This is a genomic window from Desulfotalea psychrophila LSv54 (assembly GCF_000025945.1).
GTDB classification, from domain to species: Bacteria; Desulfobacterota; Desulfobulbia; order Desulfobulbales; family Desulfocapsaceae; genus Desulfotalea; species Desulfotalea psychrophila.
On record NC_006138.1, the window covers coordinates 2,310,811 to 2,323,460 of the forward strand.

The following is a 12,650-nucleotide window of genomic DNA, read 5'->3' on the forward strand; positions in this document are numbered from 1 at the left end:
GAAAAGTGCTAGGCTATATGTCAGCGGTACTTTTATAGAGAGAGCATTTTACTAAACAACAAATTGGCGTAACGACCAATAGCTGTGTGGTATGAAAAACAACTGAATTACAAATCAACAAAGGATGAAATATGTTTTCAACTGATTTATATGATAGCGTTTTACTTGCTCCAGCTACACAAGGTGCTGACCATTTACATGTCATATCTGGATATGCAACTGCGGCAATGGCGTTTCGCCATATCAGGCATGTAAATAAACAAGGGCATGACATAAAGGTAGATTTAATAGTAGGTATGTGCCCTAATGATGGCCTGTCGATTAGTAATCACAACGGTTTTAAAAAACTTGTTGAAGATGATTTTGCTGGTAAATTCGAATGCTCTTATGTGATGGCATCACCTGCTATTCATTCAAAAGTTTATGTTTGGACAAAAGATAATAAACCTGTATTTGGTTTTGCTGGTTCTGCCAATTATACTCAAAATGCTTTTTTTTCCAAACAGCGTGAAGCAGTAGCCTCATGTGATCCTAACATCGCTTACGACTATTTCCAAAATTTACTCTCTGACACCATATGTTGCACACACAATAATGTTGAAAACTCAATACAGTTATACAATGAAAATTACTCGAAAAAGAAGCTACAACTTGTGGAGCAAGGAGCGTTTGAGGAAACAACACCTGACCATATAAAGGGGTTACCTAAAATAACAATCTCATTACTTGCAAATAATGGCACTTTGCCGCCACGTTCTGGATTAAACTGGGGACAACGCCCAGAACAACACAGAGCGCCAAACCAAGCCTATATAAGATTACCTTCTACCGTTTACCGGACAGATTTTTTCCCGGAGAAGACAATTCAATTTACAGTTTTAACAGACGATGGAGAAACAATAATGTGTACTCGTGCCCAAGAGAATGGGAAAGCAATACATAGTCCCCACAACAACAGTTTAATTGGGAAATATTTTAGGAATAGACTTGGATTAACTTCCGGTGTTTTGGTTACAAAAAACGATTTGACATCATACGGTCGTAGCGATATTACCTTTTATAAAATTGATGACGAAACATATTATATGGATTTTTCAGTTTAGCTGTGAATGGACAACTTTCCCGAGTTTTATTGCGTAAATCATGGGTCATGATGCCAAAACGTTGAAGTAATAGTATAGTGTATTCTTTTTAATGTTTTGATATAGCTACAGCAAAAATACCTTGTCGGTTTTGTGATAGCATTGAGTGACCGGTATTTTTACAGAAAGAGAGTTTTTCTAAAACAACAAATTGGCATAATGACCATTTCTTAAAACTAGTCGTTGTCACCACATTCAATTGCAATATCAATACCTATTGAAGAGAAACTTGAAAAAGAACTGGAGCGAAGAAGAGTTGCGTGCCTCTGTTGATGCATATGTCGAAATGCATAGCCTCGAAGCTAGAGGCAAGCCTTTTGTAAAAAAAGCCTACTACGAGACCCTCGCCAATACATTCGGTCGCACCGTGAAGTCATACGAGTACCGCATGCAAAACATCTCTTACGTCTACTCGCTTCAAGGTCGTCAGTGGGTGTCGGGGCTAAAACCAGCCCGGAATGTCGGTGTCAATGTGATTCAGATGCTCGAAGACCTAATTGCCAAGAGTGAAGGACAACATCTAGTTGCAATCGCTTACTTTAATGCGGCAGTAGAAAAACTCAGAAAAAGACCTCCATCTTTACCTCCAAAGGGCAATAAAAAGCCAGCGTCATTTCTGTCTTCGGGCACACGATTTGTCCGAGATCCGGAAGTTGTTGCATGGGTTCTCGCTGAAGCGGCAGGCCACTGTGAATGTTGCGAGTCATCAGCACCATTTTTGCGAGAAGACGGGTCACCATTTTTAGAAGTTCATCACGTCCAGCATTTAGCAGATCATGGTGAAGATACAATAAACAATGCAGTAGCACTCTGCCCCAATTGTCACAGCGAACTGCACTATGGTATGGGCAAAAAAGAACTGGCAGAGGAGCTACGGGCGAAGATCACCAGGCTTCAAGTGACCGGCGCGTAATACGTATAACAAGTTGTTGCAGACATAAAACTTATATGCGAAGTAGCTGAACAACAGATTGGCATCACGACCTGCTTTCCATTCTCTCAAGTCACCTTTTTGTAATGTTGTTACATCATCATTTTGTAGGTATCCACCCTCCAGATTAAGAGCATGCTGTCCCGATGATATCGTAATGTACTAAATTTCAATCAATTAATTCTCCACGGAAAACGTCATCGAACCTCATATTTTAATACTCTGCCCCCTGCCTTGTCGAAATTTCCTCAATATTCTCTAGGTGCTACAAAGAAAATCACCAAGCTATGTTCGTAACTTCTATTTATACATAACAATAAAAAACCTTGTCAGTTTTACGGCAACGAAAGAGGTCTTGCTCTTATTCTTTAGAAACAGCCACATATGAGCGTAAGGGCTTTACATTGTTACCTTTTTATTCAGTTTTATTGTGTGTAAAAGATATGGCAAGAGAATCAATAACTTTTTGGCCTAATTGCAGGTTGTTATCAACACAAGTACCACTTCAGTTACAGATTGATCTAGCAACCTATTGCGAAAACGATTAAAAAGAAGCTTCTGCGTCAAGAGCAGAAATTTTTTTTCACCAATACTGAAAGCACCTTTTAAAGAGACTTTCATCACAGATAGATAAGCATACAAAGAATAAATAATGAAATTTGAACTTGCGGAACTGTTTTGCGGCCCTGGAGGAATTGCCCTGGGGGCACAACTAGCTGGTGTAGTGTACAATAACAGAAACAATGAGTCTTTCTCAATTGCCCCCAGCTGGGCAACTGATTATGATGAAGCCACCTGTCGAACTTACGCTCTTAATATCCATAACTCTAACGAGCTTGATCTTGACACTGTAGTTTGTCAAGATGTCCGAGAGTTAGATATAGAGGCCTTGCGTCCTCGGCAAGCGTTGGCGTTTGGTTTTCCTTGCAATGACTTTAGCAGTGTTGGTGAGACAAAAGGGCTAAATGGACAATTTGGTCCTCTTTATAAATATGGTGTTAAGTACCTTCAAACACATCAACCACAATGGTTTGTTGCAGAAAATGTTAGTGGCTTATCTCATGCCAATGGAGGAAAAGCTTTTAAACTTATCCTGCGTGAGATGGAAGATGCTGGATACAACATCACTCCTCACCTATACAAATTTGAAGAGTATGGTGTACCTCAAGCACGCCACCGAATAATTATTGTTGGAATCAGGAAAGATCTAAATACAGAATTTAAGGTGCCTGCCCCCACAACTCCTAATCAATATAAATCTTCTGGGGAAGCTTTAACATGTCCCCCAATTCCTGAGGACGCGCCAAATCAAGAAAGAACAAGGCAGTCTCAGCAGGTTGTTGAACGCTTAAATTACATAAGACCTGGCGACAATGCTTGGTCTGAAGATATTCCTGAGCATCTTAGGTTAAATGTCAAAGGAGCAAGACTTAGTAATATTTACAAAAGACTTAACCCAAACAAACCAGCTTACACAGTCACGGGCAGTGGAGGCGGTGGAACCCATATGTATCACTGGGAAGAGCCAAGGGCTTTAACAAACAGAGAAAGAGCGAGGTTGCAAACATTCCCTGACAACTATCGATTTTGTGGAAATAAAGAAAGTGCCCGGAAACAAATAGGTATGGCAGTTCCACCTCAAGGGGTAGCTGTGATTTTAAATGCAATACTTAAGAGTTTTGCGGGGAAAGATTACAATAATGTTCCAAGCAATGTGCTAATGCGTTTTTCATAGACAAAAAAGTTTTTTAGCCCCCAATAGAGCCTGGCCGTGCCAAAGTGGCTTGAACTGGGGGCATAGCGTTGTTAACGGCCGCCATAGAAAATCAAACCAAGCTTATCTTTCAAACAGAAAAAAGGCGAGAACAGAAAGGGTTTTGCCAGAGTATCAGCTTACCGTCACTCTTCTTGCAGACGATGGAAAGGTTATGAGCTGTACGGCACAACAGGAAGACAGAAAGGCTGTTTCTACGAATAAAGGAAAAATTCTGCTAGAATAGATTATCTTATAACAAATTACTTCTTTGGCAACTCAGCTTAATGAGCTGACATTGATTTCCCCACCGTCCCTGCACCTTGACCAGGGAGCGATCACACTGTTGCCTAGTCTTTGTAACAGGCACTATATTTAACCTGTGTCTAAAGCTAAAAAACATTCACAATAGGCATTCTCTAATTTTTTGTTGTGGCTGAAATGTAGATTTGTTAGTTTTGTCAAATAGTATGCTCGACCCTTGGCACCTTGACAATGGGTATGGACAGCTTACCGGATGTTTTCCTTATTGTTACTAGCATGGTTAGTGATATCAGTTGTTTTTTCTAATAGGGTAAAAAATGGCCCATTTTTCTTTAATCTAGATAAGAAATAAAGTCTATTTCGAAAGAAAATTTCCAGCTAGAAACCTTCAAAAAAGGTCTTCTGCATAGGATGACAAAAGAACAAGCCCTCCTCGCCCTGGCGAAAAAGAGACAGACCACTAGGTACGACGGTTACACCTCTATCGGTGACTACAATGGTGGTGTTTGGGAGTGTGATTATGTCTCCCCCTACAGTAAATCCGCCCATAATGTTGATGCCAGGGTCATGGCCGTTTTGCAAGACTGGTGCTCATCCGATGCTTTTACAGGTGACATTTGTGTGGAAGATTTGAGCCTTGGCTATGATAGCACGGCAAAAACTAATATTAGCTTAATGACCCTGCTCCAGAACCATTTTGGCCTCTCCCTGCAGGATACTTATACGACCAATCTGTTTCCCTATATCAAGCCTGGTGCTATGAACGCACTTATCTCCATTAAAGATCTTACTCGCGCCGCCAAAGATTTTACCCTACCCATGGTGGAAATTATTCAGCCACAGCTGGTTATCTGCTTTGGCAAAAATACCTTTAACGTCATGCGTAGGGCCTGCGGTATGGGGGATACCAATAATGTGGCAGAGGCCATCGATTCAAGTTTTCAATATCGGGGTGCCACTCTTTGCTGTCAATCCCATCCGGGGCAGTTGGGTAAAAACAATAGAAATAAGGGTGGAGTCGATAGGGCATCCGCCGACTGGCAACGGCTAAAGACCGTATTGGACGAGAATAAAATAGAGAAACCCTCTTCAGACGTTCTCTCACCATCCACCAATAAAACAAACATCATGACTGCTAAAAAACATACAGGATTTATTCAGTGGTTCGGCCCCCTATTAAATGCCCTGCGGGACCTGGGTGACTCTGGCAGGCCCAGGGAGGTCTCTGCGAAAATAGCCGAGAACCTCAAATTACCCGATACCATCCTCGATGCAAGCTTCAAGAGTGGTACACAGAAATTCCACAATCAGGTCTGTTGGGCCCGGCAATATCTGGTATGGGCAGGGTTCCTCGACTCGTCCATCCATGGTACCTGGAAACTGACTGAAAAGGGGCAGGGGGCACACCTCAGCGTAGATGAAGCCGCGGCTCTTACTCGAAAGTGGAAGGCTATCCATCAGGAAAGACGAAAACAGCGGCCATCTGCAGAGCATCCCGAGGCGGAAGAGATAGAGAACTTCCCCCAACCGGAAAATGATCTTCTTACCGTGCTACGTTCCATCTCCCCCACAGGTTTTGAAAAGGTTACCAGAGAGCTGTTGCGAGAATCAGGTTTTGAGAAAGTTGAAATCACAGGTGGTTCAGCAGATGAAGGTATAGATGGCTATGGTGTCCTGGCGCTGAACCCCTTTGTTAGCTTCAAGGTGATCTTTCAGTGTAAGCGCTATCAGGAGGGTAATAATGTTGGCCGAGTCCAGGTGGCCGATCTTCGTAACTCCATGTTGGGCCGTGCTGAAAAGGGTATCATCATCACCACCTCAACATTTACTCAGGCAGCTCTTAAGGAAGCAAACCGAGACGGTGCTGCCACCATAGAACTCGTCGATGGCGAAAAACTGGTAGAGATGTTCCAGAAGGTACAACTCGGCCTCACTCAGAGGGTTGTCTACGATATCGATCAAGAATATTTTGCCAAATATGCGGAGTGATTTTTCTTAGTCTCTCCTTCTGAGGGATTAAGTGGTCAATGATTGATCTCAATGCAGTTTACGATTATATAGAAGTAGAGGATGATGAGTAATCGCCTAACGGGGATAGGTATGGATATTCCAAGGCCGTTCTACTTGCTGATCACTGCTTATGCAGTTATTATAGTCAATATTATGAACAAATTTTGAGGGATTTATGATTAATAAAAAAATAGAAATATACGGAGTCAAAGCCGTTGTACGACCCAAGATCAAGGCACTGAAAAGCCTTAATTTATCAGGGGGTGGGGGTAAACAAATCGTCAAATCAGAGACGAAATTAGTTTTAAGAACACACAAAAAAACTTTCAAAAAACTGGCTGATATGTAATGAATATAATTAGATTTCCTTTTGAAAGGGTCATAGAAATAAACAACTACATATTAGAGCATGAGCCAGGCATGAAAGGCTCTATTGACATCCCTAAACTTCAAGGCGCTTTGGCTCGTATTGACAATGCAATTGTCTACTCTGGTCTCGATGATGTCTTTGAAATAGCAGCAACATATACTGCATGTGTAGCTGTTGCCCACGCCCTCCCTGATGCCAACAAGCGTACAGGCTTAGCCGTTGCCTTAGAATACTAATCGCTCAACGATTTTGAGCTCACAGCAGATAACGAATTGCTTGCCGATGCAGTGAGAGATTTAGTCATCAAAAAAATTAGTGCAGATGATTTTGCTGATTTACTCTATGCACAGCACATAAAAGAAAATCCAACCTCAATATAACATTCAAATCTACTGCTCGTTTTTTCGAAGCTTTATGAGTTTCTTTCTCAGGGCATAAACAGATTCAAGCCGTTCATACTCAGCCTTAACCCCATCTTTTTTCAAAGCCTTTTTTTTGAATTTTTTCATAAAATTTTTTATTTATTCTAGGGTTTTCACAAAAAATAAAGGGTAATAATCTCTCTTCCCATGCTAAAAGTAAACACGGGATAGGGGGAAGTCTACCTATCCACAAAGCACTCCGTTCCAGAAAATTACATAAAGCCAGCGGGAGTGTTCAAGGGTCACCCCTCAAGACCTTCCATGATAGCCTGAGCACGAGCATTCCCTTGTTGGGCGCTCTTATCAAGCCAGAAAAATGTCTTATTCAGATCTTTTACAGTCCCCTGGCCCTTATAATACATTAATCCTAGCCGATATTGAGCGACAGCATCCCCTAGTAGAGCACTCTTTTCAAACCAGCTGAATGCTTTCTTCAAGTCTTTCGCAGTCCCTTGCCCCTTATAATACATGTAACCTAAATTATACTGAGCATTACTATTTTCTTGTAGAGCACTCTTTTCAAGCCAAACAAGAGATTGCTTTAAGTTTTTCGGGGTACCTTTACCAGTATAGTGCATTACTCCTAGTTGAAACTGAGATAAAGCCTGCCCCTGCAGAGCACTCCTTTCAAACCAGATAAATGCTTCCTTCAAGTCTTTCGCAGTACCCTCGCCAGTGTAGTACATTAATCCTAACCGCATTTGAGCTAAAGCAGCTCCCTGCAGGGCACTCCTTTCAAACCAGGCAAATGCTTCCTTCAAGTTTTTCGTAGTTCCCTTTCCATTATAATACATATCTCCCATATTGTATTGAGCTGTGGAATATCCCTGCTGAGCGCTCTTTTCAAACCAGATAAATGCTTCCTTCAAGTCTTTCGACACACCCTCACCAGTGTAGTACATTAATCCTAACCGAGATTGAGCTATGGCGTTTCCCTGTTGAGCCTTTTCCATTATTTCGCTTCCATGGCAAAATGTTGCAAAAAAAAGTAACGTCCAAACAGTAATAAGAATTTTATATTTCATCCTAAAGCCTTTCATTAAGTAATTGGTTATGATACCAATCTGTTATTTAGTAAAATTTTCACTTTATTAAAGTACCAATATCATGCAACTTAGCGCTTTTTGAAAATCCGATTATTTTGCGTTTAAGACGCTTATAGCGTGGCGCCCATGTGTACCACAGGTACCCTTAAGAACTCTTGCAGTATCACTAAGCAGCCATCATTGGCAGGAGCTGTATCTTTCGTTGCGAATCGGCTTCACAGGCGTAGTCTATCTGGAAGGTTCGCTTGCAATCTGAACAACGAAATCTTTGATTTCCATTACTGCCCTTGCCGTGCCGCCTTACCTTATCAATACCACCGCAAAAACGGCAGGAACTTTTATTGTAACCATATCAGAACCTTAAAAAAGTACACTATACCATCACTTCAACGTTTTGGCATCACGACCCGTTTGCCAGGCCTCACCTTCTGGGTACAAAATATACTTTCTTTAGCTGCCTTAAATAGATAATATTAGAGAGTGATCTTGGGAAATTTGAATTTTATATAAAACCTTTATCGTACTGAGAGTGTTCATGAAAACATTCATCTGGGACAAAACATTTACAACAGGAATTAGCAAGATTGATGAACAACACCATCATATTGTCGAAGTTATAAATAAATTCGTCTTTGCCTTTAGCGAAAACACCATAGATAAGGACTTCATCTTGCACGTCTCCAAAGAACTTATGGACTATGCGCAAAATCATTTTAAAACAGAAGAAAAGATCATGCTGGCCGAGAAGTTAGATCCACTTTTCATTTCTCAACATATAGACACACACAATGCTTTTAGCCAACAAATAAAAATTTTTACCACCAATCCTGATTTTACAAACCATAATTTTTTTCGTCAAATACTAGCTTTTCTCATCCATTGGCTGGATGACCATATACTCAATATTGATCAAAGCATGGCCAGGCAGATAACCGCCATAAAAAACGGTATATCTCCAGCACTCGCCTATCGACAGGAGCAAGAGCAGAACACACGGCACAACGAACCACTTCTGCTGGCACTCAACCAACTCTTTGAAACCGTCTCCCTGCGCAACAACGAACTCAGCCAACTGAACCGAAATCTGGAACAGCAGGTACAGGAGCGAACGACAGAACTGCGAAAGGCCAACAGAGACCTGGAAAAAATATCCCAAACCGATCCCCTCACGGAACTTGCCAATAGACGTTATGCCATGGATCAAATACACCTGCTCTGGGACAAGTCCAAAATCGCCTCCCACCCTCTCTGTTGTTTTATAATAGATGTGGATTGCTTTAAGGAGGTAAATGACACCTATGGCCACGATGCAGGCGATCTTGTCCTCAAAAATATTGCCAAGATACTGGTTGACTCGGTCCGGGCCAGAGATATTGTCTGCCGACTTGGCGGGGATGAATTTTTTATCATCTGTCCCAGGACACCTCTTAAGGAGGGGATGGAAATTGCCAGGAGAATCAGGAAAAATGTATCTCAGACAAAAACAGTCTTTGGCAACAATTATTGGCAGGGCTCCGTCAGCATCGGGGTAGCCTGTAATAACGAAGAAATCAACAAGGTCAGCGATCTGCTTAAGGCAGCAGATGAAGGTGCTTATATGGCAAAAAACGATGGTAGAAACTGCGTCCGCTCAAAAATGATAAAAATACGATGAACCCTGCTAAAAAGCTCGCCATATTAGCTCGAATTGGCTATCAAATAGGCAGATCGATAAGTAGCAGAATATGCATCCGGCTCGTGGTTGTGACGCAATTTGTTATTTAGCAAACTGCTCGTTTTATATGTGCGATAACGTGCAGTTCGGTGCTTTTTGAAAATCCGATTGTTTTGCAATTGAGCCGTTTTATAGCCTTGTTCGCAAATTCAGATTATGCCGTTCAATGCGTTGCCATAGCTTCCTCACAAGATGCTTTTCCCCAGGCAACTCAGCATAGCTCCCATGCGTACCATAGCCACTGTTGGATATTCCTGTTACCAACACGACCACACTACACCTACAACTGGTTATAGTTGTTCGTTTTCCCCAGATACATCCTCCTTCTCACCCGCCTCGTGCATTGCCTCAATAGCTCTCTCCACACTTTTGCGGACAGGGTCCACCGTCAGATAGGCATAGTGTGCCGTGGCCTGCTCTGACTTATGTCCCAGGGAAGCACCAATTATCTTTGTACTCGATCCTGATATTGCCTGCCAACTCCCCAATGTCCTGCGGATATCATGAAAACGATAACTTGTTGGTAATTCGGCATCTGCTAAGAATTTTTTCCATAGTCGCCGGGGTTCATTTATATGTCCTGTCTTACTTTTATGAGAGATAAAAACAAAGTCACCACCATACCTCTCCTTTCTCTTCGCAAGAATAGTGATAGCCTGACTGGCCAGAGGGATAACCATCGGCTCTGCATTTTTACTCTTATCAGCGGGTATAATCCATAACTGAGTTTTCAGGTCAATTTCAGACCAGCGCATAGATCGAATATTTGCTTGACGAGCACCAGTATAAAGAGAGAGCAGGAGGTAATCTCGTAGGAGCTCATCTGTTGCTTCATGGTCAAGGCGGCTGAAGAATTGCTTTAAATGGTCCGAACCTAAAAACTCCGTTCGTTTTTTTTCCTTATACCGTTGCACCTTGCTGCATGGATTATCGATATTTGCAGCAGCCTTTCCAAAAATGGAGGAGAGTGTAACAAAAGCTCTATGTGCCATAGCGGTTGACAGACAGTCATTTCCTCGCTGTTTCTTCTGTTTAAGAAGAGCATTTCTCCAGGTCAGAATCACATCGGGAGTAATTTCACTAAGCTTTTTTTTCCCTAACCGTCGTTTTATATAAAGCTCATAGCGTCTCACCTCTTCAGGCCATCTCTTGATATTCAGCTTTGCATGGGTATTAAGCCAAATGTCAAAAACATCGTCGAGTGACTGCTCGGCCCGTTCCTGCTTTTTTCTCTCCTGTACATCAATACCTTTGGCAATATCCGACACTCGGGCAACCACAATGTCTCTGGCGTCGTTGATGGAAAGTTCAGGAAATTCACCCAAGTTTTCTTGCACCTCTTTTTTCTTGGAAGTGTCCCAGATACGAGCCCTCAATATCTTGCGGCCGTTTGCCTTCACTCTCAACATCAAACCCTTCATACCTGTGTCGAAAAAATGAATATCCTTGCCCGTGGTATTCTGTATTTTTACCAATCTCGTCTTAGTAAAGTTAAATTTATTATCACTCATCTTGGCATCACCTCTCTTAAAATCATACCCAAATTACGGCCCAACCTAACTAGGCGTAGTCTTTAAATGTGGGACGGCTGTGGGACGGTAATGGGACGGTAAACGCCATTATTTTCCATTATTCCCCGTGTCCAATCGTGATAACAATAAGAGGGTTTTGCTTCCATGTCAATGTAATTGCGTCATAAAATTATCTGCGGTGATTTTGCGTGATTGCCTAGCGACTCCCTCGTAAAGCGTAGGCCAGCGGTTCGATCCCGCTTGTTGGCTCCAAGAAATGCAAGGACTTAAGAGATATTCTCTTAGGTCCTTTTTTTTTCCAGTTGACTACATTTTTTAGAGCCTTATTTCCTTCCTATTATTTTTACTCGGTTTTATTTTCTAAACAAGCATTCCATTACTTCATTATGGCATTGCTTTTGTTCAACCTCAAGCCCCAATATATTACTCCATTTCCCATGCCCTTGTCCTTCCTATCAGTTCTTGAATCTTTTTTAAGAAGATAAGCTGTTACATGGATAAGATGACATTCTCAATACTTATCTGTTATAAGTATTTTACCGACTGCGTTGATGGAAGGAAAGACTTTCCAGAGGCGATATAAGTTGTTTTCCCATGATCTGAAAATACTGCTTTACTTAGTATTTCAAAGCCTTAACTTTAGTTCCGTTAATAAGAAGGGATATTATAAAACTTGGCTCATGCTCGACTTGGTTTATGACGCTGGCTCTCGACAAGTCGATGGAAGCCATTCTAGTTTGAATGGTTGCACATTATTTGGTCCGCAGGTCCAGGTGATACTGCCTTCAGAGGTGGCATCACCTTCCATTCTAATTTGACTGTGTTTATTACCGTCAATACGGAAATAGACATCCTTTTGTAACTTGGCCTCTATACGTACTTTCGGGCAGCCGGCTTTGACATTACAGACCTCTCCCTTAACCTTCCTAACCCTAAGCCTTCGGATAGTGGGTGTTGTCTGAGTTAACAATATTTAAAGTCCGCGCGCTCAGCACCGTTGACGGGAAAGCGGTTATGTTCGGCATAAAACACGCTCAAATCATTTTTAGCCTTAGCAACTTCGGCTAACGGCTCTGTGACCTTAGCCCGAATGACATAGTCGCGAAGCAAAGGGAATGCGATGGCGGAGAGAATGCCGATGATTGCCACGACGATCATGATTTCGATCAGGGTGAATCCCTTTTGGGGTTGTTTCATCTCGGTTATCCTTGCTTTCTTTAGCTATCTCTTTGATAGAAGTATTCTTTTAGCCTATAGAATCATTCTTATAAAGGCAATGAAAAAAAATTCCCCTCAGTCGTATATCTATCCTTAGTTGTATGATTTATCCTTTCAAAAGATGATCCATCATCAGGTTATGACGGATTTCAAGTTTGGTGTCGAGGTCTTTGCCTGAGGTTTTACTCTCTTCACGCTGCCTGCCCCCCTTCCCTGCCAGTTCACTTTCTCCACAGAATCACGACAAA

The 12,650-nt window shown here is 41.9% G+C and carries 8 protein-coding genes and 5 pseudogenes; 8 read left to right on the forward strand and 5 right to left on the reverse strand.

Going from position 1 to position 12,650, the window contains the following annotated elements; all coding sequences use genetic code 11:
* Positions 1-131: 131 nt before the first annotated feature.
* The 7 genes and pseudogenes from DP_RS17460 to DP_RS19215 all read left to right on the forward strand — a co-directional run bounded on the left by DP_RS17460 (position 132) and on the right by DP_RS19215 (position 6,850).
* Positions 132-1,103 carry a restriction endonuclease PLD domain-containing protein gene (locus DP_RS17460; protein ID WP_011189273.1) on the forward strand — a complete coding sequence of 324 codons (972 nt, stop codon included), beginning with the start codon at positions 132-134 and terminating at the stop codon, positions 1,101-1,103.
* A 268-nt stretch (positions 1,104-1,371) separates the two neighbouring features.
* Positions 1,372-2,055, forward strand: a complete 684-nt coding sequence (locus DP_RS10415; RefSeq protein WP_049785076.1) for an HNH endonuclease — start codon at positions 1,372-1,374, stop codon at positions 2,053-2,055.
* Between the two features lie 670 nt (positions 2,056-2,725).
* On the forward strand, positions 2,726-3,808 hold the full coding sequence (locus tag DP_RS10420) for a DNA cytosine methyltransferase (RefSeq protein ID WP_011189275.1): 1,083 nt from the start codon (positions 2,726-2,728) through the stop codon (positions 3,806-3,808).
* 28 nt (positions 3,809-3,836) lie between these two features.
* Positions 3,837-4,073: pseudogene (locus tag DP_RS19210) on the forward strand (hypothetical protein); the annotation flags it as partial.
* 428 nt (positions 4,074-4,501) lie between these two features.
* Complete coding sequence (locus DP_RS18355; protein ID WP_011189276.1) at positions 4,502-6,079, forward strand: restriction endonuclease; 1,578 nt, start codon at positions 4,502-4,504, stop codon at positions 6,077-6,079.
* Positions 6,080-6,278: 199 nt separating this feature from the next.
* Positions 6,279-6,449 carry a hypothetical protein gene (locus tag DP_RS10430; protein WP_041278675.1) on the forward strand — a complete coding sequence of 57 codons (171 nt, stop codon included), beginning with the start codon at positions 6,279-6,281 and terminating at the stop codon, positions 6,447-6,449.
* Positions 6,449-6,850: pseudogene (locus DP_RS19215) on the forward strand (type II toxin-antitoxin system death-on-curing family toxin). Before DP_RS10430 ends, DP_RS19215 begins: the two are co-directional and overlap by 1 nt.
* Before the next feature lie 284 nt (positions 6,851-7,134).
* Here the strand turns inward: DP_RS19215 and DP_RS10445 are convergent.
* The gene (locus DP_RS10445; RefSeq protein ID WP_162096652.1) at positions 7,135-7,917 is read right to left on the reverse strand and encodes an SEL1-like repeat protein; all 783 of its coding nucleotides are present in this window, start codon (positions 7,915-7,917) and stop codon (positions 7,135-7,137) included.
* Between the two features lie 187 nt (positions 7,918-8,104).
* Positions 8,105-8,260: pseudogene (locus tag DP_RS19220) on the reverse strand (IS1/IS1595 family N-terminal zinc-binding domain-containing protein); the annotation flags it as partial.
* 213 nt (positions 8,261-8,473) lie between these two features.
* Here DP_RS19220 and DP_RS10450 point away from each other — a divergent pair.
* A complete protein-coding gene (locus tag DP_RS10450) occupies positions 8,474-9,592 on the forward strand; it encodes a GGDEF domain-containing protein (protein WP_041277893.1) in 1,119 nt (372 codons plus the stop codon).
* A 106-nt stretch (positions 9,593-9,698) separates the two neighbouring features.
* Here the strand turns inward: DP_RS10450 and DP_RS18585 are convergent.
* The 3 genes and pseudogenes from DP_RS18585 to DP_RS19225 form a co-directional block, all read right to left on the reverse strand.
* Positions 9,699-9,925, reverse strand: a pseudogene (locus DP_RS18585) (IS1 family transposase).
* Between the two features lie 17 nt (positions 9,926-9,942).
* The gene (locus tag DP_RS10455; RefSeq protein WP_011189281.1) at positions 9,943-11,163 is read right to left on the reverse strand and encodes a tyrosine-type recombinase/integrase; all 1,221 of its coding nucleotides are present in this window, start codon (positions 11,161-11,163) and stop codon (positions 9,943-9,945) included.
* A gap of 1,130 nt (positions 11,164-12,293) precedes the next feature.
* Positions 12,294-12,381: pseudogene (locus DP_RS19225) on the reverse strand (pilin); the annotation flags it as partial.
* Between the last annotated feature and the right edge of the window lie 269 nt (positions 12,382-12,650).

Bases quoted from the DNA above. Each gene is read 5' to 3' on its own strand.
- DP_RS17460 (WP_011189273.1), top strand. From the start codon at position 132: ATGTTTTCAACTGATTTATATGATAGCGTTTTACTTGCTCCAGCTACA.
- DP_RS10420 (WP_011189275.1), top strand. From the start codon at position 2,726: ATGAAATTTGAACTTGCGGAACTGTTTTGCGGCCCTGGAGGAATTGCC.
- DP_RS18355 (WP_011189276.1), top strand. From the start codon at position 4,502: ATGACAAAAGAACAAGCCCTCCTCGCCCTGGCGAAAAAGAGACAGACC.
- DP_RS10445 (WP_162096652.1), bottom strand. From the start codon at position 7,917: ATGAAATATAAAATTCTTATTACTGTTTGGACGTTACTTTTTTTTGCA.
- DP_RS10450 (WP_041277893.1), top strand. From the start codon at position 8,474: ATGAAAACATTCATCTGGGACAAAACATTTACAACAGGAATTAGCAAG.
- DP_RS10455 (WP_011189281.1), bottom strand. From the start codon at position 11,163: ATGAGTGATAATAAATTTAACTTTACTAAGACGAGATTGGTAAAAATA.